Here is a 21,071-nt window from a genome sequence, read left to right as displayed (position 1 = left end):
CGATTATAGGGACTAAGGAGGTAAAGACTAGATTGGATGAGGAAGTTAGTTGTTTATTGCCTTAGTGGTATTCGGGGCTGACTCTGTGTTTTGCTATCTTAGGAGCAGTGTAGGGGGGAACTGTCGAAGTGCGTGGTTACCCGAGCGGTTCTTCTCTTCAACAGAGCGTGGTATGTAGACTACATGCAAATGAAACTCTGAATCATTCAAATCTCCGCTCAAAAAAAAAGGCGTTGCTGATTTTCATCAGCGACGCCACACGGTTATCTAAAACGCTTTGCTTTTTCATGATACGTTTCCCAAATTTGGTCAAAGTTCGCTTTTTCTTCATCTGTCATCTCCACCATAGGTAGACGGACATTCAATGTGTCAAAGCCTAATTTTGTCATCGCATATTTAACAGGCGATGGATTCGGCTGTGCAAACAAAGCACGTACTAGTGGTAATAATGCTCGATGAATTTGGGCAGCTAGCTGATGATTTCCTTCTTTAAAAGCTTTAATCATTAACTGCATATCATTACCGACAACGTGAGATGCCACTGAAATAATGCCGGCCCCACCAATTGCAAGTAATGGTAATGTTAAACCATCATCTCCGCTATACACAAGGAAATCATCTGTAGCGTCAACGTTCTCAATAATATCGCCCATTTGGTCTAAATTTCCGCTCGCTTCTTTAATCCATGCGATATTCGGAATTTTACTTAATGCAACAGAAGTTTCATAGGCCACATTAATGCCTGTGCGACCTGGTACATTATAGAGCATCACTGGCAGCTTCGTTTCCTTGGCAATCGTTTCAAAGTGCGCAAAAATACCTCGTTGGTTTGGTTTATTATAATACGGTGCTACTAGCATAATGCCATCCGCACCGTTTTCTTCAGCTTTGTGTGTCATTGCAATAGAATATGCCGTTTCGTTATCCCCTGTACCTGCAATAACTGGTACACGACCGGCAACTTTTTCTACTGTAAATCGTACAACTTCAATTTTTTCTTCTGTGGTCATCGTTGGGTTTTCAGAGGTTGTGCCACAAGCAACAATACAATCAGTACCATTTCCTATTAAATGATTAATAATACGCTCTAGTTCTGGATAATTAATCGTGCCATCTTCCTTAAACGGCGTAATCATCGCCGTTCCAATTCGACCTATATTCATCCTTACACCCCTCTTATAGTAAGTTATCCTCAAGCATTGCTTCTGCAATTTGTATCGAGTTTAATGCAGCGCCTTTTAATAGATTATCTGATACGATCCATAGGTGGAATCCTTTTTCATTGTCTAAGTCTTGACGGATACGTCCTACAAAAGTAGCGTCTTCCCCTTCTGCATAAATTGGCATTGGGTAAGTTTGTGTTGCGATATCATCTTGTAATTCAATACCTGGTGCATTCCGTAATACTTCAAAAATTTCTTGAACCGTTGCCTCTTTTTCTACTTCAATATAAACAGATTCAGAGTGTCCCGAAACGACTGGCACACGTACGCAAGTTGCAGCTACTTTTAGCTCTGGTGCATGCATGATTTTCTTCGTTTCATTAATCATTTTCATTTCTTCGTATGTAAAGCCATTGTCTGTAAATTTATCGATTTGTGGAATGACATTACGAGCAATTGGGAAATGACGTTTGTCGCTACCAGATGGTAAAATATTTGCTTCTACTTCCTTACCTGCATCCCAGTTTGCGCTTTGTGCTTTTAATTCTTGAATCGCAGTAATACCTGCACCTGAAACTGCTTGATATGTCGATACTAATACCTTCGTTAAGCCAAATGCTGCACGAATTGGTTCAAGGGCCGCCACCATTTGAATTGTAGAGCAATTTGGATTTGCAATAATTCCTTTATGCTTAGTAAGATCGCCGCGATTTACCTCAGGTACAACTAGTGGTACCTCTGGATCCATACGGAAATGGCTCGTATTATCAATGACCACCGCACCTCGTTTTGCCGCTTCTGGCGCAAGCACCGCTGATACCGAACCACCCGCTGAGAATAAAGCGACATTGACGCCTTCGAAAGCTTCTGGTGTCGCTTCTTCAATTGTATATGTCTTACCATTAAATTCGATTGGTTTTCCTGCTGAACGTGCAGAAGCTAAAAACTTAATGTCACCAATAGGAAAATTTCGTGTTATTAGCTGCTCCATCATTTTAGACCCTACTGCTCCTGTTGCACCTACAACCGCAACTGTTAACTGCTTTGTCATCTGTCATCTCTCCTTGAATACAAGTTCCATAATGTGTGCTATTGTATCACAAAATTACTGAAAATTGTGTGTAATCAATGATTTATTTGAAATATTGTATCAACAGCGGTTGTAATTGCATTTTCTGCGTAATTGCTGCATAAACGGTATCTACCATTTTATCAAAATCAGCAATCAATGAGTTCGGTTTTCCATGTGGTGAATCCTGACCGAATGGAATAAAATATATATTTTTAGCATTGAGCAGTTTCATAATATTCATGCCATTTAAGCCGAGAGCATCATTGGTAGAGATGCCCAGGATGACAGGTGAGCCATTGCGTAAGGTTGCCTTTGCTGCCATTAACACTGGGCTGTCTGTGGCTGCGTTGGCAAATTTACTAATACTATTGCCTGTCATCGGTGCTATAACCATAGCATCCAGTGGATTTGATGGTCCAAATGGTTCCGCCTCTTTAATAGAAGTAATGACTTGTTGTCCTGTTAAAGCCTCGATTTTTTCAATCCACTCCTCACCTGTGCCGAAGCGTGTAGCTGCATGTAATACAGAGTGGGTAATAATCGGAATAACCGTCGCTCCTACATCGATAAAATTTTGAATTTTTGGCACAACATCTTCATACGTACAATGTGAAGCCGTTATACCTAATCCAATTCGTTTCCCCGTTAGCAATTTTCTTCCTCCTCTATTGCCTTGCACAATATTTCTGCGGCATCATGTGCAAAGTATTTCCCAGGTAATGATGGCAATAGTACATACGTTTGTAACTGATTAGCATCTATATCTAAACAGCCTGGCTCCGAAGCTAAATCATATAGTACTGCAGGTACATGATCTTGGAATGTTTCCGTAATCCACTTGGCCGGAATTGTATTAATAAATATGCTGTCATGGACTGACCATTTTCGATCATCTAAATTTGTCGCTTTGTAACCATAGGCCTTTGCTTCACTTACTTGCACAACCGACCTTGCTACAATGTGCACGTTAGCACCCATCTTAACGAGTAAAGACGCGAGCATTTTGGCTATGCGTCCGAAACCCGCGATAGTAAAGTTTTGTCCGTAAATACATTTTTGCTCTAAACCGTAAAACGTAGCGATAAATCCCTCTGCTGTTAAACGAGCATTTTGCCATATAAAAGACTCTTGCTGTAAATAGCAATTCGTTTCATTTTTTTCAAGCAAGTGCTTCCAATGCATCGTCAGTCGCCCCGTATAAAACTTAACTTGAGATATACCGTATAATTGTTCAACCTCAATCTTTAATGGAAGAATGGGTAGAATAATTTTATTGGGCTGGAACTCTAAAACCAGTTTATTTAACTCCTCATTCCAGACGGTTGTTCTTTTATAAAATACTGTACGTGATGGACTCCTCAACATTGTCGCTAATTCCTTTAATCTCGAGTCTTCTCCGATCACGAGCCATTTTTCGTTTTCCAAAAGCTCACCTCACTGTAAAAATTCTGACTGTACCGTCGTTGTTTTGTTAAATAAAATTCGATCTTCGCCAATTAGTATAATTTCATGCCATGGGATCATTTCACTAACTTTTACTTTCTTTTTTTGGAATGGCATCTTATCTTTAATAATCTCAAAACCATGGATTTTTCCTGTTTGTACATCTAATAGGCATTCTGTGTGTGCCAGTATGCCAAAATGTACCCCACCTTCAACCTGAATTAACTCTTTATCCACCATTTCTGATAGTAGCATGCCTCATCTCCCTCCTTGAGCCGTTATCCCAATATATGCCGAGTTTCTGCAATTCGTGCCCATCATTAAGAGTCTTCTAGGTTGCATCTTTCGCCCTGTCTGTATATAGTGTATATATACGGTTAAATATTTCGGCGTATGTCTTATGTGTCAAAAGTACAATGGCAACCATAAATACACCTGCGTCATTAAATCTGTGAGGTGAAAAAAGTGCATATTCATTTAAGTAACGCCAGCGATAAGCCAATTTACGAGCAAATTACGATGCAATTAAAAGAAGCAATCTTGGCCAATAAATTACAGGCCGGTGATGCATTACCTTCTATTCGTATGCTTGCGAAGGAGTTAAAAATTAGCGTGATGACAACGAAACGGGCCTATGCTGATTTAGAGCGAGATGGTTTTATAGAAACCGTCGCAGGCAAAGGGAGCTTTGTTACGGAGCGCAATCAAGATTTTCTTCGTGAGGAATTACTACGTCAGGTTGAAGAACATTTGCAAAAGGCCGTTAAAACAGCAAAAACAGCAGGGCTTACAAAAGAGGAAGTACTAGAGCTTCTAACATTAACTTTAGAGGAGGACAACTAAATGAATGCCATTGAAATTCATGATTTACATAAAAGCTTTGTTGGCTTTTCACTAAAAGATGTGAGTTTTTCTGTACCCCAAGGAACAGTCATGGGCTTTGTTGGAGAGAATGGTGCGGGCAAGTCAACAACGATTAAATGCATGTTAAATCTACTTAAAAAAGAATATGGCGAAATTTTGCTATTTGGCAAGGATGCTGTCGAACATGAAATTGCGATAAAAAACGACATCGGTGTCGTTTTTGACGATTTACATGTACCCGAGACGCTAAATGCGACGCAACTCGACAAATTTATGAAGAGAGTATTTAAAACGTGGGATTCGCCCTATTATTATGAGCGGCTAGCGCAATTTAAAGTGCCTGAGCGAAAAAGGATTAAAGAGTTATCCCGAGGAATGAGGATGAAGCTGTCAATTGCACTAGCCTTGTCACATCATCCAAAATTATTGATTTTAGATGAACCAACAAGTGGGCTCGATCCCATTATTCGTGAAGAAATTCTCGACTTGTTTTTAGATTTTATGCAGGATGAAACACATAGTATTTTATTTTCTTCACACATTACGAGTGATTTAGAAAAGATTGCGGATTATATTACATGTATCCATAATGGTGAAATTTTATTTAGTGAAAGTAAGGATGTAATGCTTTATGAATACGGCATTTTTAAAGGAAATAATGAGGAAGTAAGTGAATTACCTGAACATGCTGTTATCGGGAAGCGCAACGGTGCTTTTGGTGTTGAGGTACTTGTCCGTAAAAACGAAGTAAGTACGGCATTTAGTCTTGAAAAGCCGACTATTGAGGAAATTATGCTATTTTATGTGAAAGGTAGTGTTGTGTGATGACTGCACTGCTAGTGAAAGATTTAATGACTTTCCAGCGTCAATTGAAATCTCAGGCTATTTTTCTCATTGCCATTTTAATCATGTCTGTTTTCATGCAACAGGGTGCAATACTTTTTTCATTTATTGTCTTGATCGTAACCATTCAAGCTATAACTGCTCTCACATACGATGAGCTATGCAACTGGGATAAATATGCGAATACGCTTCCTATTTCAAAAGGCGAAATAGTGCTCAGCAAATATATACTAAGTATCATTTTGATGATCATTGGACTTGTGATTGCGTTACCTTTTGTCATACTTATTAATCGCTATACAAATAACATTTCGACAACCGATTTTTTTCTGATTTTCAGCCTAATTGTGACAGTTGCTTTTTGTATGCTGGCAATGTTATTACCAATATATATTAAATTCGGCTCAATCAAAGGAAGAATGGTTGTTATTGCATTATGCTTCATACCAGGCTTTTTACTAGGTCTATTAGAAGGATATGTGACCAATTTTTTCGTGATACTATCCAAACTGAAAGATTATAGCTACCTTGCACCTTTTGTTGGGCTTTTTATCTTATGGCTATCTTATCTTATTTCAACTGGTATTTATAAACGTAAAGATTTTTAGGAGGCGATGCGGATGAAAGCACTATTTTGGTATAGAATTTCGATGCAAAAATTCTCAATAGTTAGCATATTAATTATTTGTATTATTATTAATTTCATCAGTATACAATATTTTGATAGTTTTTCTATGCTGTTTTTCATCGTTATATTTTCACTTAATATTGTCAATAGTTTTTATGAGCAGGACAAGAAGGCCAACTGGGAACTATTTGTAAATAGCTTACCACTAGCAAAAAAAACACAGTTAAAAACTGATTTTCTATTTTGTTATTGTCAAATTTTACTTCTTTTTATTATTACTGCACCTTTTTATTTTATGCATATTACTATATACAGTAATTTTTCTGAGCATTTCGCTTTGTACTTCGCAAATATTAGTTGTGTGATTTTACTTATCTGTATACAATTTTACATACTACACGTTCAAGATACGAAGAGTATGAAAAATTTAAGGCTGTTTACGGCTGTTTTCCTTATTTTTCTAATCAACTATCCTATCCATTATTATCTATCGTTAGTGGCGGGAAATTTATTAGTGATCCTTGTTCCGACCATTATCAGCACTATGATTAGCATTTTTGTCTTTCGAAAATGTCTCGCTTTATTGGCAGCAAAGGAGATTTTTTGATAGAAACGACTACTTTACTATTTTTATTTGCAATAATGGTGTAAATTGTTATGCTCAATGATAGCGATTTATTGAAACACCTACATCTGTTGCTGTATACGATCTCAATAATCGTTGCAGAAAAACTACAAAAAAAATCAAAAGGTTTCGGGAATGATAGGCATTCCCGAAACCTTTTGTCTTCACATCTGTAGGTTAACTGGTAAAAATGAAAGCGTCAAATGTTTACTTATCAACGACTACATGTATTAACGTATCATTGACTAAATCGATATCAAATGCTTTACCAAAACCTACAACATAACGGCCTTCTATTGGTGTTAGCTCAAATAGTGAAAAATCAAGCGTACGTAACAGCTTCATCATTGGTGCGCTATGTACCTCATCGAATTTAGCAAACACTTCCTCATACCCTTCATTACCTAAATGCTTAGACGTACATTGCCAGCGCGCGCGCTCAGCAGCAAAGCTATTAGACGTCACAGCTTCATCTGCAACACATAATACATCGACAAATTGTGCCTGCTCGAGTAGCTGGAAATGCTCTGCGATACGACTAATATAAATATAAAACTTGCCGTTTATACGTACAAAAGGTGTCGTGCTACTAAATGGCTTTCCTTCACCGTTAACTAGACTTAACACACAACTTTTTTTCCCTTGAATAAACACTTCATAATCTTGTTTAATTTTTTCAATATCTATTGTCTTTTTCATGATAAAGCCTCCTAACATTTAATAGTACTTTTTAATTGAATACGTGGGGCTGAATCCCATTCAACATGTTGAATTTCTGCCTCCATTTTATAAATGGTCTGAATCATTTGTTCTGTCATGACATAATCTGGCGTCCCAATTTGTGCACGATAGCCATCTTTTACAACAACGATACGGTCACTATAACTAGAAGCCTGATTCAAATCATGGAGTACCATGACAACGGTCATTCCCATATCACGGTTCAACTCACGTACTAGCTCGAGCACCTCATGCTGATGCGCAATATCTAAATAGGTTGTCGGCTCATCTAGTAATAATATTTGTGGTCTTTGTGCCAGTGCCATTGCAATCCAAGCACGCTGTGATTCTCCGCCAGATAGTGCAGCAATCGATTGATCTTTGTAATGAGTGAGCTGTGTTTTTTCTAGGGCCCAATCGACAATCGCATAGTCTTCATCATCCAAACGTTCAAACCATTTTTTATGAGGATACCGTCCGTAACATACTAAATTACGTACTGTTATATCGGCTGGGGCTTGGTTGCGCTGACTCAATACACACATTTTCTTTGCAATTTCCTTTGATGACAATTGGCGCATATTTTCTCCGTCAAACGTAATAGTTCCCGCTTGATAAGGTAACATACGCGACACTGCCTTTAAAATCGTAGACTTTCCTGAGCCATTTGGACCGATGATGGACAATACCTCTCCCTTTTTGACATCAAATGAAAAATCATGGACAACTTCTTTGTGCTCATAGCAAACGGAAAGCTGCTCAATTTTTAACATTAAAACGCCCTCTTTCGCATTAAGTATAAAAAGTATGGACCACCGATAACCGCCATTAATATACCCGCTGGAATATCCAATGGCGCAAATAAAGTCCGACCACCCGTATCAGCTAGCAGTAATACAATAGCCCCCATTGCCATACTCATTGGCAACATATATTTATAGTCCGAGCCGACAAGTAATCGTGCCATATGCGGAACGATTAAGCCGACAAACCCAATCATGCCAATCGCTGCCACAGAAATGGCTGCTAAAAAAACAGCTAAGATAGATAAAAGTATTCGAATACGCGTGACATTTTCACCTAAGTTCACAGCGACTTGATCGCCCAAACGAATAATGTTAGCCTTGCGGATTGCAAAAATCGATAAAATCCAACCGATAATGGCGTACATATAAATCATTTGCAATGATGCATAACCTTTTGCTGCTAAGCTACCATTCAGCCATTGCACCGCTGAAGGTAAACGGTCGCTATATATAATGGAAAGGAAACCTATTACCCCACCGCATAAAGCGTTGACTGCAACCCCTGATAAGATAATCGTTATTGGCGTGATGCCAGTCCGTCGCCAAGCAAGTGCGTAGACAATTGTAGCGGCTAGTAATCCGCCGACAAATGCTGCTAGCGGGATTAAATGTGTGTACTCAGGATTGGCTAACATAATGAGTAGAACAAATGCTGCAGCTCCACTCGTTACACCAGTAAGTCCGGGATCTGCAAGTGGATTGCCCATCACTGCTTGTAGCAAAGCACCTGAGATAGCAATATTGGCGCCAATAATAAGTGCCAATAAAACACGGGGCAGACGAATATCCCAAATAATCGTTGTATAGACCCCTTCTTCACGTCCATTAAAAATGGTCTTTAAAATATCTGGAACGGCAATATGCACACTGCCTAGTCCTATTGCTACTATCGCAGCTATCAGTGTGAGCGCAAAAGTTATAATAACAATTGTGCGACTTCTTGTTGTACGAATCATGTGAAGCACCTCACGCTATTCAAGGAAATAATCAGCAATTGTTGTTAACGCTGTATCGACATTTGTAATAGATGTTACACCAAATATACTATAATCTAGTATATGAATTTTATCGTTTTTATAGGCTGATAATTGTGTCCAAGCACTATTTTTAGCCACTTCTTGTTTGAACTTATCTTCATTTGCTCCGTGATCCCCTGACGCCAATACAAAAATCATATCTGGATCAGCGACAACAATATCTTCCAAGTTAATTGCTGAGTATGTGGATTCCGTTTTTAAGACTGACTTAGCTATATTATTTGCACCTAGTTGTTCTACTAAACTTCCTAAATACGATTTATCGTTCATAACCATGAAGTCATCCGATGTTCCAATCACCAACATAACTGACGGCAGTTCTTTGCCTTGCGCAAGCTTCGCTAATTCTTGTTCCTTTTCTACAATATTTTGTAGTACTTCATTCATTTTTTCTTCTTTGCCAAAGTACGTGCCTAATACTTTAAAGCTTAGTTTTAAATCTTCAAACGAATCTGTCGGTAAATAAGCCGCTTGTAAATTCATTCCTTGTAACGTTTTATCCAGTGAATCTTGTAATGAGGATGCACCAAGAATCAAATCTGTTTGTAAACTTGAAATGACCTCTAAATCAGGTGCCATCGGTGAGCCGATACGTGTAATCGCATCAAAATCTGCTGGAATCGGATTTGTAGATGTCGGAACTCCTACAGGTTTAATATCCAACAAATGCAGCATTTCTGTTAAAGGAACAGACGTCGTTGCAATTTTATCTGGAACCGTAACTGGAAAAGCATCTAGTAATTCTTGGAATTTTCCTTCATCAATACCATCTGCCAATACATCGCTTTCTGTAGCTGCCGTATCTGCCCCTTGTCCCTGCACCTCCACTTCAACGGAATCTTCACTCTTAACTTTTTCCTGTTGTTCTGCACATCCAAAAAGTGCTAATGATAACGTTATCAAACCTAGACAAGCAAACTTCTTCATTTATAAATATCCTCCCAACAGATGATAATGATTTTCAATATCATTTATGCTAACAAAGTTTATTGAGAATATCAATAGTTAATTGAGAAAGTCTTTTTCTATGAAAGGAAAAAAAAGAATCATTCACCTTTAGCTTAGTGAATGATTCTGCATTATTTATAAATCAGGGCCGATTATTGAAATGGCTGGTTCTGATTTTAATATTTTGGCTATTAAACGATCTACCGATGCCATTGATACAGCATCAATAGAAGCTAAAACTTCATCTACCGAACGATGTCTTCGATGCACAAGTTCACTTGTCCCGTTGCGGTTCATACGTGCGCCTGTTCCTTCTAGACCTAAGACAAAACTACCTTTTAGCTGTTCTTTTGCATTATCGAGTTCTTCCTCTGTGACACCACCTGCTACGATATCAAGCATTGTTGCATCGATTGTATGTTGTAGCTGGGGTAATTGCTGACGGCTTGTACTACCGTATATCGTAAATGCACCAACGTCTGCATAACAGGATTGATAAGAGAATATTGTATAGGCTAGGCCGCGCTCTTCACGCACCTCTTGAAACAGGCGAGAGCTCATATTGCCACCAATAATATTATTAAGTGCAATAAAGCTATACATGTCTGGGTCTTTTACACCAATAGCTGGATAAGACAGTGCTAAATGCGCCTGCTCCGTGTCACGTGCTTTCACAACTTCGCCTGCATGAAACTGAGGTTTTGTAAGAATTGGCGCTACGGCAAGTGGTGATGCCTGATAATGCCCAAACAAGTTCTCAATAGTTGCCAAAAGTTCTGCTGAAATGTTTCCAGCAATTGAAATAACGACAGATTGCGGTCCATAATGTTTTGCCATATAGTTGCGAATCATGTCAGCTGTAAACGTTTGTAATGTTGCTGCAGTGCCTAAAATTGGGCGACCGAGCGCATCGTTTGGATACATGACTTCCCATAGCTTTTCATGGACATCGTCATCAGGAGCATCTTCACTCATTAAAATTTCTTCTAGTACCACTTGACGTTCCTTCTCTAATTCTTCTTTGGCAAACGTCGAGTTAAAGAACATATCCGCTAATATTGTCATCGCAAGCGCTGCATGATGGTCTAATACTTTTGCATAATAGCACGTATTTTCCTTGGATGTGAAGGCATTTAACTCTCCACCGATACGATCAAATTCTTCGGCAATTTGACGTGCCGAACGCGTCTTTGTCCCTTTAAATAACATATGCTCAATAAAATGTGTAATACCGTTTTCCTCTGGTAACTCGTATCGTGAGCCAGCATCCACAAAAATGCCAAGTGCCACAGAGCGCACATGGTCAATTTGCTCCGATACAATACGAACACCGTTGTGACATGTATGTACTTGAACCAAACAATCTCCCCCATTAGCAATATTATATATGTTAGTCTGTTATTATATCTCAAAAAAGAGATTGGGACAAAACAACTCACTTCAAAAATGAAAAGCCTCGAAAATTTTACGATTAGTAAAATCTTCGAGGCTTTGTTTTTTAGTCTACTTCGTAGCCGTTGTTATCCGCTACGGCGGACGCTTTCCACGGGCACGACTCCAGCCTTCTCCCTCGCTTCGCTCAGTCCGGGTGCTTCCGCTCGTGCGTGCTGTTCCCACTGGAGTCGCCGCCTTCGCTCCGAACAACTAATGAAACACTTCTATTTCAATTAAATCTATTCATAATTTTAGGCATAAAAAAAGGACATCTTCTGATAAAATTTAAGTACCCCTACAAAAATTAACATAGAAAGAACTTATGTTTAAAGATTATAACATGAATCAACTCATTTTACCGCTAGATTTAGAAGTGAAATTACAAGAAAAACGATACCGCCTTTTCTATCCACCATTTAGTCAAAGTAATCCGATTTAAGCTTTCGTTCCTTTCATCCATCACGCAGGTTGTCCATTGCGTAAGTTTTGTACAAAAGCACAAGAAGGCACGAATCGAAAGCTCATGGTCAATGAGAAATGGGAAGAGCAAAAAGAATATGTAAGAGCGAAGCTTTCAGAAGAAGAAACGGCTATGATTTACCGTCAACGCAAAGTTGACGTGGTGCCAGTTTTCGGATTCTTGAAAGCTAATTTAGGTTTCACACGATTTTCTGTCCGTGGAAAATCGAAAGCTGAGAACGAAATCGGCCTCGCACTAATGGCCGTGAATAGAAGAAAATATGCGGTACGAGGATAATCCTCCACTACATCTAGTCAAAAACAAACGCAAAAATCGAGATTGCATCATGCAATCTCGATTTTTTACGTGAACTGAAACTATTTATGTCCCAGCCTCTTCACTTTATTATTTATCTTGTTCAGCGCGTTCTTTTTCCTCTTGTACAACCACTTTACGAGATAGGTTCACACGACCTTGCTTGTCGATTTCAATCACTTTTACAAGTAATTGATCGCCAAGTTTTAGTACGTCCTCAACTTGTTTTGTGCGTTCTTCTTGAATCTCTGAGATGTGTAGTAAGCCATCTTTACCAGCGAAGATTTCACAGAATGCACCGAATTTTTCAATACGTTTTACTGTCGATAAGTAGTACTCGCCCACTTTTGCTTCACGTACGATGTCTTCAATAATTTGTTTTGCACGTGCATTCATGTCTTCATCTGCAGAAGAGATGTAAATTGTACCATCTTGCTCTGTATCAATTTTCACGCCAGTTTCTTCAATAATTTTATTAATTTGTTTACCACCAGGTCCGATTACATCACGGATTTTATCAGGATTGATTTTCACAATCACAATTTTTGGCGCATAAGCAGATAATTTTGCACGTGGCTCTGCAAGTGTTGCAAGCATTGATTCTAGAATATGCATACGACCAATTTTAGCTTGTGTTAACGCTTCTTCTAAAATATTACGTGATAAACCGTCAATTTTAATATCCATTTGAAGGGCAGTTACACCTTTTGCAGTACCCGCTACTTTAAAGTCCATGTCTCCAAGATGATCTTCCATCCCTTGAATGTCTGTTAGGATTGAATAATGCTCACCTTTTTTAATAAGACCCATTGCGATACCAGCAACTGGTGCTTTTAATGGCACACCTGCATCCATCATTGCTAAAGTTGAAGCACAGATAGAAGCTTGAGATGTTGAACCGTTTGATTCCAGTACCTCAGATACACAACGAATTGTGTATGGGAATGCATTTTCATCTGGTAAAACTGCTAATAATGCACGTTCACCTAAAGCACCGTGACCAATTTCACGACGACCTGGTCCACGAATTGGGCCAGTTTCCCCTACTGAGAATTGAGGGAAATTGTAGTGATGCATGAAGCGTTTAGATTCTTCTATACCTAAGCCATCGATAATTTGTACGTCGCCAAGCGCGCCTAATGTACAAATTGAAAGGGCTTGTGTTTGTCCACGTGTGAATAGTGCCGAACCATGTGTACGTTGTAGTAAACCAGTTTCAGAAGAAAGTGCACGAATTTCGTCTAATTTACGACCGTCTGGACGAATTTTATCTTCAGTAATTTGACGACGTACTTCGTCTTTCACCATTTTATCTAAAATTGTGTGTACTTGTTTCATCGTTATATCATCAGCTTCTTGTTCTTCATAAGAAGCAACAATGCGTTCTTTTACAGTTCGAATCGCTTCTTCACGTGCATGTTTTTCAACTGTTTGAATTGCATCATGCATTTCTGTTTCACATGCAGCTTTAATATCAGCTTGAATCGCTTCGTCGATTTCGAATAAAGTAATTTCTTTTTTCTCTTTACCAACCTCAGCTACAATTTGCTCTTGGAAAGCGATAATTTTTTTAATTTCATCATGACCAAACATAATTGCCTCAAGCATAATTTCTTCAGGCACTTCTAGAGCGCCTGCTTCAACCATGTTGATAGCGTCCTTGTTACCTGCCACTGTTAAGTGTACAGTTGAATATTTCGATTGTTCGACAGTTGGGTTCACAACGAATTCACCGTCGATATAACCAACTTGAACGCCTGCGATTGGTCCGTCAAACGGAATATCCGAAATCGCTAAAGCTAAAGATGAACCGATCATTGCAGCCATTTCTGCCGTACAATCTGAATCATTTGACATAACCATAGAAATAACTTGTACTTCATTACGGAAACCATCTGGGAACATTGGACGAATTGGACGGTCGATTAAACGGCTCGTTAAAATTGCATTCTCAGAAGGACGGCCTTCACGTTTGATAAAGCCACCAGGGATTTTACCCGCTGCATATAAACGTTCCTCATAATTTACTGTTAATGGGAAGAAATCAAGTGGTTTTGGTGATTTTGACATTGTTGCTGTTGCTAGTACAGAAGTATCTCCATAACGCACTAATGCAGCTCCATTTGCTTGTTTAGCTAACTGTCCAACTTCAATAATTAGTGGACGGCCAGCCCATTCGTAGGAATAGACTTTCTTTTCGTTCATTCAATGAACCCCTCTCTATTATAAAAACACTTACTCGTCTGTATGTACTAATAGTAAGTGTACCAAAAATGCTTGTTCTATGCTAAATATTTCATTAAATAATCATACATTTAAATTTAGTTATTGCCAATTTATTTAGGATTTATTTCTTTTTGGTTTAAGTGGCTTTATTTTAAGGTGTATAAAGTTTTAAAACATAAAGAAAAAGCGGGAATAATCCCGCTTTTCGATTGTCAATTAGCGACGTAAGCCTAAACGATTGATTAGTTCACGGTAACGTTGAACGTCAGTTTCACGAAGATATTTAAGTAAGTGACGACGACGACCTACCATTTTAAGAAGACCACGTTCTGAGTGGAAATCTTTTTTGTGTGTACGTAAGTGCGTGTTTAAAGCGTTGATTTCCGCTGTTAAAACTGCAACTTGTACTTCTGGAGAACCAGTATCACTTTCGTGTGTACGGTACTCAGCGATAATTTCGTTTTTACGTTCTTGTGTAATAGCCATTTTATTGACCTCCTAAATAATTGTTAATCCCCACTAGCACAGTAAACGTTGGAGTCATCGATATACCGAGCTAAGGTTAAGCACTTTATGCACTTATGAATGTTACCATAAAACAATAGACCAGGCAAGCATTAACGCAGAGCCTCAAAATATTGAATTGTTTCCTGTTTGTCTTTTTCGATCTGTATTTTCAATGATTCTATTCCATCGAATTTTCGCTCGCTACGAATTCGTTTATACCAAGTGACATGTACTTCTTCACCGTAAATATTTTTTTCGAAGTTTAAAATATGTACCTCGATAGATAGTTGCTTGTCATTTGGGTCTTTGAACGTTGGTTTATAGCCTACGTTGCAAACACCATCATACCATTTATTTTGGACAAGGAGACGTACAGCATATACACCACTTGCTGGAATAAATGCGCCCTCTAATGCTTGGACATTCGCAGTAGGAAAGCCAATCGTGCGTCCGCGCTTATCACCATGAACAACCATTCCCGTTACTTCGAAAGGTCGTCCTAATAGCGTACGCGCTGCTTCCATATCGCCCTCTTGCAATAACTTGCGAATACGAGTGGAGCTAATTTTTTCTAGCTCATCTGCCTTCTTGTCAACAACTGTCACGCCATAATCCCCATCACTTAATGCACGCATATCTTCCATAGTGCCTTTGCCAAATGCACCAAATGAAAAATCAAAGCCAGCAGTCACATGCTGAATATTCAATGAACGGATAAAAGTATCCACAAAATCAGCTGGAGACAGCTTTGCAAAATCCGACGTAAAATGCACTACAAATACTTTATCAACACCTTTTTCTTCAAATAATTGTAATTTTTGTTGTAGTAATGTAATGTAAAATACCTTTTCATTACGTCCACCTAGCACCAAGGAAGGATGTGGATCAAATGTCATAACGGCAGTTGGAATTTGTCGCTTGTTCCCTTCATTCTTTGCTGCTTCAATAACTGACTGATGTCCAATATGCACGCCATCAAAGAAACCAATGGCCAAAGAATACGGTTGCATACTTTCTCGTTGCTGTAATTGATGTGGGTATTTTAAATGAATGACCTCCATACAAAAAATCCTCCTACTCTATCGTCGGGAACATTTTATGTGGCTTCATAAACCCTTCCTTTGTCGGATGAGCTTGATATACCGCAAATGCTTTCCCATTAATCCCAAACACAATTTTATCATGTATCTTTAATAATGCATCTGCTGGAAGCACTTGTCCATTGAAAATTTCTTTTTCAATAGCAGGCGATATCTCAATATATGGGTAATCTGATAGTGCATGCTCAACAGGTAAAATACAAGTATTGACTTGTTCTGCTTCCATTAGCTCTGCTACTTGTGCCAATGTAAAACAATTGTCTTGTGTAAATGTGCCTGACGCTGTACGAACGAGTTCTTTCATATGGGCTGGATACCCAAGTGCCTCGCCAATTTGAACCGATAAAGTGCGTATATATGTGCCCTTGCTACAGGCTATACGGACAGGGAAAGTTATTTCTTGTCCTTCGTAAAAATCCGCATTATCTAGTAGCTCTAAGGCATGAATTGTCACCTGACGGGTTGGTCTCTCGACAGTTTCTCCCTTACGTGCATATTCATATAAGCGCTTACCATTCACTTTAACAGCCGAAAACATCGGTGGTGTTTGATTAATAACCCCTGTTAAGGAAGCTAATACTTCGAGCAGTTTAGCACGTGTAAACGACTTATTTGTGTTATCTTCCTCAACTGTTTCCCCTTCTGCATCCTCTGTTGTTGTTGTCCGTCCAATCGAAATAACCGCTTCATATGTCTTGCCCGCATCTGTTAAATATTCTGCAATACGAGTTGCCTGGCCAATGCAAATAGGTAGGACACCCTCCACACCAGGATCCAGAGTCCCTGTATGGCCAACCTTTTTTGTACGTAATATCTTTCGTAATTTAAATACGCAATCATGGCTCGTCATGCCACGTTCCTTCCAAAGCGGTAAAATACCGTTCATATAAATCCCCCAAATTCAAATTTACCTTCGTGTATTTGTACTAACATACAGAAAAAAGCCTGCCTGCATGGACATGCATGTGGCAGACTTTTTTATTTTCTATTCTTGTAGGCCTTAGCTCGTTCCCTTAGCGGTCGTAAAGCATCGGGTGAAAGTGTAAGTATCCCTCTCACTTTGGGCTCTTCAACGCTTGTCGGGGATAGTAGAGCGCTTAAGCACATTGGTTATTCTTTGTGTAAATCACGTAGTAATGAATCAATTCGGTTCCCATATTCAATCGATGAATCAAACTCAAAGATTAACTCAGGTGTTCGACGTAAACGGATACGTGAACCGATTTCTGAACGAATGAAACCGGAAGCTTTTACTAATGCTTTTAGTGTTTCCTCTCGTTCGCGTTCATTGCCTAGAGAAGTGATATAAATTGTTGCTTGTTGTAAATCACCTGTTACGTCAACGCCTGTAACAGTTACGAAGCCAACACGTGGATCTTTAACTTTACGGCCAATAATCTCACCAAGTTCTTTTTTCATTTGCTCAGCAACACGATTTGAGCGTAGAGACATAGTTCGTCACCTCAATTTCGATGTCCAGATTGTTACACTACTTGCTTGGGTTCTACTCTTGCTAACACGTCCTCAACGGTGAAACATATAGAGGAGTAGCAAGATTGAATGATCCAAGCACATGTTATACACGGATAGAGACATAGCTGCTAACAGTACTATGTCTCTCGCGTACAAATAAGCGCAAAAACCCTTCCCTACTTATAAATAGTCTCGCCACACATTTAGCTGCTCCCAAGACGGATTTGACTGCAAATAATGGAGTGCATGATTGATTTCACGCTCAGCTGCATCTTTCGAAGAAGAAACAGCAACAAGCGCTAATTTTGTTCGCTGCCATACATTTTGATGGTCAATTTCCGCAATGGACACATTAAATTTCTGCTTTGTGCGGGTAATCATACGCTGTAAGACAGCGCGTTTTTCCTTTAACGAATGGGCAGTTTGAATGATGAATTCAACCTCTGCATAGACAATCATTATGAACGTTTAATTTCTTCCATAATGTAAGCTTCAATAATGTCGCCTTCTTTAATATCATTGAAGTTTGTAATTGTAATACCACATTCGTAACCTCTTGCCACTTCTTTTACTTCATCTTTGAAGCGTTTTAATGTATCTAGTTCACCTTCGAAAATCACGACGTTGTCACGGATGACGCGTACGCCAGAATCGCGAGTTACTTTACCTTCTGTTATATAAGAACCGGCAATTGTACCAACTTTTGATACTTTAATCGTTTGACGAACTTCCGCCTGACCAATAATTTTTTCTTCAAATTCTGGATCAAGCATACCTTTCATCGCTTGCTCGATTTCTTCGATTACTTTGTAGATAACGCGGTGTAAACGAATGTCTACGCCTTCTTCTTCAGCTGCACGTTTTGCATTGACATCAGGACGTACGTTGAAGCCAATAACAATGGCATTTGATGCTGCCGCAAGAGAAATATCTGATTCTGTAATTGCCCCAGCACCAGTATGAATAATTTTCACGTTAACGCCTTCGACATCAATTTTCATAAGTGATGCAGCCATTGCTTCTACTGTACCCTGTACGTCAGCTTTAACGATTAAGTTAAGTTCTTTCATTTCGCCTTGGCTCATTTGTTCAAACAAGTTATCCAGCGTGACACGTTGCTTTTCAGAACGTTGTGCTTGAATCGCTGTCATTGCACGTGTTTCCCCAACTTGGCGTGCTGTTTTTTCGTCTTCGAATACAACGAAGCGGTCACCAGCTTGTGGTACATCGCTTAAACCTGTAATTTCTACTGGTGTTGATGGACCAGCCTCTTTGACACGACGGCCTTTATCATTGACCATTGCACGTACACGACCATATGCATGGCCAACTACGATTGGATCTCCAACTTTTAATGTGCCATCTTGTACTAAAAGCGTCGCTACTGAACCACGGCCTTTATCAAGCTGTGCTTCGATCACTGTACCAAGTGCTAAACGGTCAGGATTTGCTTTTAACTCGCCAACCTCAGCTACAAGTAATACCATTTCTAATAATGTATCGATACCTTCACCTTTTAATGCTGAGATTGGTACGAAAATTGTTTCGCCACCCCAAGCTTCAGGTACTAAACCATGTTCTGTTAATTCTTGCATAACGCGGTCAGGGTTTGCTGAAGGTTTATCCATCTTATTAACCGCTACAATAATTGGCACTTCTGCCGCTTTTGCATGGTTGATGGCTTCAACGGTTTGAGGCATTACACCATCATCCGCAGCTACCACTAAAATTGTTAAGTCCGTTACTTTCGCACCACGTGCACGCATCGTTGTGAAAGCAGCATGTCCAGGTGTATCTAGGAATGTAATTTTCTTATCGCCTTCAGTTACTTGGTAAGCACCGATATGTTGCGTAATACCACCCGCTTCTACAGCTGTAACTTTTGTATGACGGATAGAATCTAGTAACGTTGTTTTACCATGGTCAACGTGACCCATAATTGTTACTACAGGAGGACGTTCTGATAATTCTGCTTCATTTACTTCCTCTGTTTGTTCGAAGTGCGTTTCTAAATCCGTAATATCTATACGAATTTCTTCTTCTACTTCTACACCATAGTCTGTACAAATTAACTCGATTGCATCCTTATCTAATTCTTGGTTAATTGTCGCCATTACACCAAGCATGAATAATTTTTTAATGATTTCAGATGGCTCACGGTGCAGCTTTTTAGCTAATTCTGCGACAGAAAGAGATTCAACAAATGTAATTTTTTCTGGTAATTCTTTTTGTTTCACTGGTAATGTAGGCTGATGCGTTTTTGGATGACGGCGTTTACCGCCGTGAATTCCTGGTTTTGGACGTTGGTTGTAGCCGCCGCCTCTTCGGTTATTATTATTGTTGTTGTTATTATTATTTTGTGTCATATTTCGATTTTGATTACCTTTAGTATTCTTAGATTTTTCGTTAGACGAATTTTGGTTTTGGTACGATTGTTGAGATTGTTGCTGAGTGTTCGTTCTTGGTTTAGAGGTAACAGATTGCTGCTTTTGTCCCTCTTGTTTTTTCACCGATTGTTGTGGTCTTTGTTGCCCATTAGATTGTGATCGTTGTGATGCATTTTGAGTAGGTTGTTGCGCTTGTTTTTTCTCAGTTGCTGGTTTAAATGATTGGTTTAACTTTGTCACTGTGTCGTTTTCCAACATAGACATATGATTGGTTACACTCACATTTAATTTATTTAGCGCTTCAATAACCTCTTTACTCGACTTATTCACTTGTTTCGCATATTCATGAACTCTGATTTTGGTCATCTGCTCACCCCCGATTATTTTTCGTTGAGTAGACTAGACAATTTGCTTGCAAAACCTTTATCGGTAATAGCTAGAGCCACTCGGGCTTCTTTACCTGTAGCATGTCCTAGATCATAACGATCGCCAACTACATGATACTCAACGTTGTAATACGTGCATTTATCTTGAATTTTTTTGCTAGAGTTTTTAGAAGCATCGTTTGCAAGCAGTACTATCTTAGCATTACCATTGCGGACTTCCTTTACTACTAACTCTTCTCCTGAAATGACTTTACGGGCTCTTGCCGCGATGCCAAGCAAATTAAACACTGCTTGATTTGTCATAGTATTGACTCCCTACGAATAATCGTTAGTAGTTCTTCGTAGACTTCTTCAGGAATTTTTACATCAAGTTGGTGCCCTAAAACATTTTTCTTGCGTGCGATGTCAATCGCTTGTTCTGACTTTGAAACATAGGCGCCACGTCCAGGCTTTTTCCCCGAGACATCAACGCTTACTTCGCCCTCTTTCGAACGAACAACCCGAATCATTTCTTTTTTTGGTAGCATTTCTCCAGTGGCTACACATTTTCGAAGAGGCACTTTTTTATTAACCACCATAAGAATCACCTTTCCTCTCTGAAGCTTCGTAAGAGGTGGACTAACCATAATATAAC

General features: G+C 39.1%; 23 protein-coding genes and 1 pseudogene. 5 read left to right on the top strand and 19 right to left on the bottom strand.

All coding sequences use genetic code 11. From position 1 onward, the window contains the following. Positions 1-263: 263 nt before the first annotated feature. The 5 genes from dapA to ACOMCU_RS05095 all read right to left on the bottom strand — a co-directional run bounded on the left by dapA (position 264) and on the right by ACOMCU_RS05095 (position 3,933). The gene (gene dapA / locus ACOMCU_RS05115; RefSeq protein WP_010858506.1) at positions 264-1,163 is read right to left on the bottom strand and encodes a 4-hydroxy-tetrahydrodipicolinate synthase; all 900 of its coding nucleotides are present in this window, start codon (positions 1,161-1,163) and stop codon (positions 264-266) included. 13 nt (positions 1,164-1,176) lie between these two features. Beyond that, positions 1,177-2,214 (bottom strand): aspartate-semialdehyde dehydrogenase, encoded by a 1,038-nt coding sequence (locus ACOMCU_RS05110; protein ID WP_421049573.1) that lies wholly within the window; start codon positions 2,212-2,214, stop codon positions 1,177-1,179. 82 nt (positions 2,215-2,296) lie between these two features. Beyond that, positions 2,297-2,887 (bottom strand): dipicolinate synthase subunit B, encoded by a 591-nt coding sequence (locus ACOMCU_RS05105; RefSeq protein WP_010858504.1) that lies wholly within the window; start codon positions 2,885-2,887, stop codon positions 2,297-2,299. Beyond that, on the bottom strand, positions 2,881-3,660 hold the full coding sequence (locus ACOMCU_RS05100) for an NAD(P)-dependent oxidoreductase (protein ID WP_010858503.1): 780 nt from the start codon (positions 3,658-3,660) through the stop codon (positions 2,881-2,883). Before ACOMCU_RS05100 ends, ACOMCU_RS05105 begins: the two co-directional genes overlap by 7 nt. Positions 3,661-3,669: 9 nt before the next feature. Then, the gene (locus ACOMCU_RS05095) at positions 3,670-3,933 is read right to left on the bottom strand and encodes a hypothetical protein (RefSeq protein ID WP_010858502.1); all 264 of its coding nucleotides are present in this window, start codon (positions 3,931-3,933) and stop codon (positions 3,670-3,672) included. Positions 3,934-4,143: 210 nt separating this feature from the next. Here ACOMCU_RS05095 and ACOMCU_RS05090 point away from each other — a divergent pair, with 210 nt between their 5' ends. From ACOMCU_RS05090 to ACOMCU_RS05075, 4 genes are read left to right on the top strand one after another with little or no spacing between them, the layout of a single operon-like run. Next, complete coding sequence (locus ACOMCU_RS05090; protein WP_421049572.1) at positions 4,144-4,521, top strand: GntR family transcriptional regulator; 378 nt, start codon at positions 4,144-4,146, stop codon at positions 4,519-4,521. Then, a complete protein-coding gene (locus ACOMCU_RS05085) occupies positions 4,522-5,367 on the top strand; it encodes an ABC transporter ATP-binding protein (RefSeq protein ID WP_421049571.1) in 846 nt (281 codons plus the stop codon). Then, positions 5,367-5,993: an ABC-2 transporter permease gene (locus ACOMCU_RS05080; RefSeq protein ID WP_421049570.1), complete on the top strand. Its 627-nt coding sequence runs from the start codon at positions 5,367-5,369 to the stop codon at positions 5,991-5,993. The genes ACOMCU_RS05085 and ACOMCU_RS05080 overlap by 1 nt, the downstream gene beginning before the upstream one ends. A gap of 6 nt (positions 5,994-5,999) precedes the next feature. Further along, positions 6,000-6,620: an ABC-2 transporter permease gene (locus ACOMCU_RS05075; RefSeq protein ID WP_421049569.1), complete on the top strand. Its 621-nt coding sequence runs from the start codon at positions 6,000-6,002 to the stop codon at positions 6,618-6,620. 225 nt (positions 6,621-6,845) lie between these two features. Here the strand turns inward: ACOMCU_RS05075 and ACOMCU_RS05070 are convergent, their stop codons facing one another. The 5 genes from ACOMCU_RS05070 to ACOMCU_RS05050 all read right to left on the bottom strand — a co-directional run bounded on the left by ACOMCU_RS05070 (position 6,846) and on the right by ACOMCU_RS05050 (position 11,508). Beyond that, on the bottom strand, positions 6,846-7,337 hold the full coding sequence (locus ACOMCU_RS05070) for a pyridoxamine 5'-phosphate oxidase family protein (RefSeq protein ID WP_421049568.1): 492 nt from the start codon (positions 7,335-7,337) through the stop codon (positions 6,846-6,848). A gap of 11 nt (positions 7,338-7,348) precedes the next feature. Next, complete coding sequence (locus tag ACOMCU_RS05065; RefSeq protein WP_421049567.1) at positions 7,349-8,131, bottom strand: ABC transporter ATP-binding protein; 783 nt, start codon at positions 8,129-8,131, stop codon at positions 7,349-7,351. Beyond that, positions 8,131-9,120: a FecCD family ABC transporter permease gene (locus tag ACOMCU_RS05060; protein WP_010858495.1), complete on the bottom strand. Its 990-nt coding sequence runs from the start codon at positions 9,118-9,120 to the stop codon at positions 8,131-8,133. The genes ACOMCU_RS05065 and ACOMCU_RS05060 overlap by 1 nt, the downstream gene beginning before the upstream one ends. A 15-nt stretch (positions 9,121-9,135) precedes the next feature. Then, the gene (locus ACOMCU_RS05055) at positions 9,136-10,128 is read right to left on the bottom strand and encodes an ABC transporter substrate-binding protein (protein ID WP_421049566.1); all 993 of its coding nucleotides are present in this window, start codon (positions 10,126-10,128) and stop codon (positions 9,136-9,138) included. Positions 10,129-10,284: 156 nt separating this feature from the next. Then, on the bottom strand, positions 10,285-11,508 hold the full coding sequence (locus ACOMCU_RS05050) for a M16 family metallopeptidase (RefSeq protein WP_010858493.1): 1,224 nt from the start codon (positions 11,506-11,508) through the stop codon (positions 10,285-10,287). 538 nt (positions 11,509-12,046) lie between these two features. Here ACOMCU_RS05050 and ACOMCU_RS05045 point away from each other — a divergent pair. Beyond that, a pseudogene (locus ACOMCU_RS05045) lies at positions 12,047-12,325 on the top strand (transposase); the annotation flags it as partial. A 123-nt stretch (positions 12,326-12,448) separates the two neighbouring features. Here ACOMCU_RS05045 and pnp read toward each other — a convergent pair. From pnp to rnpM, 9 genes are all read right to left on the bottom strand, one after another. Next, entirely contained in the window at positions 12,449-14,563 is a 2,115-nt protein-coding gene (gene pnp, locus ACOMCU_RS05040) for a polyribonucleotide nucleotidyltransferase (RefSeq protein ID WP_010858491.1), read from the bottom strand. Between the two features lie 237 nt (positions 14,564-14,800). Next, a complete protein-coding gene (gene rpsO / locus ACOMCU_RS05035; protein WP_010858490.1) occupies positions 14,801-15,070 on the bottom strand; it encodes a 30S ribosomal protein S15 in 270 nt (89 codons plus the stop codon). 131 nt (positions 15,071-15,201) lie between these two features. Next, complete coding sequence (ribF, locus tag ACOMCU_RS05030; RefSeq protein ID WP_421049565.1) at positions 15,202-16,152, bottom strand: riboflavin biosynthesis protein RibF; 951 nt, start codon at positions 16,150-16,152, stop codon at positions 15,202-15,204. Between the two features lie 13 nt (positions 16,153-16,165). Next, positions 16,166-17,077: a tRNA pseudouridine(55) synthase TruB gene (gene truB / locus ACOMCU_RS05025; RefSeq protein WP_421049564.1), complete on the bottom strand. Its 912-nt coding sequence runs from the start codon at positions 17,075-17,077 to the stop codon at positions 16,166-16,168. Between the two features lie 224 nt (positions 17,078-17,301). After that, entirely contained in the window at positions 17,302-17,643 is a 342-nt protein-coding gene (gene rbfA / locus ACOMCU_RS05020; protein ID WP_010858487.1) for a 30S ribosome-binding factor RbfA, read from the bottom strand. A 201-nt stretch (positions 17,644-17,844) separates the two neighbouring features. After that, the gene (locus ACOMCU_RS05015) at positions 17,845-18,123 is read right to left on the bottom strand and encodes a DUF503 domain-containing protein (RefSeq protein ID WP_010858486.1); all 279 of its coding nucleotides are present in this window, start codon (positions 18,121-18,123) and stop codon (positions 17,845-17,847) included. Then, on the bottom strand, positions 18,123-20,417 hold the full coding sequence (gene infB / locus ACOMCU_RS05010) for a translation initiation factor IF-2 (RefSeq protein WP_010858485.1): 2,295 nt from the start codon (positions 20,415-20,417) through the stop codon (positions 18,123-18,125). Before infB ends, ACOMCU_RS05015 begins: the two co-directional genes overlap by 1 nt. A 14-nt stretch (positions 20,418-20,431) precedes the next feature. After that, positions 20,432-20,740: a YlxQ family RNA-binding protein gene (locus ACOMCU_RS05005; RefSeq protein WP_010858484.1), complete on the bottom strand. Its 309-nt coding sequence runs from the start codon at positions 20,738-20,740 to the stop codon at positions 20,432-20,434. Next, entirely contained in the window at positions 20,737-21,015 is a 279-nt protein-coding gene (rnpM, locus tag ACOMCU_RS05000) for an RNase P modulator RnpM (protein WP_036129949.1), read from the bottom strand. Before rnpM ends, ACOMCU_RS05005 begins: the two co-directional genes overlap by 4 nt. Positions 21,016-21,071: the final 56 nt, after the last annotated feature.

Origin of the sequence: Lysinibacillus sp. UGB7, from assembly GCF_049058285.1 — a bacterium.
In the GTDB taxonomy this organism is placed as follows: domain Bacteria; phylum Bacillota; class Bacilli; order Bacillales_A; family Planococcaceae; genus Lysinibacillus; species Lysinibacillus sphaericus_B.
This window is presented reverse-complemented; position numbering and strand designations above follow the sequence as displayed.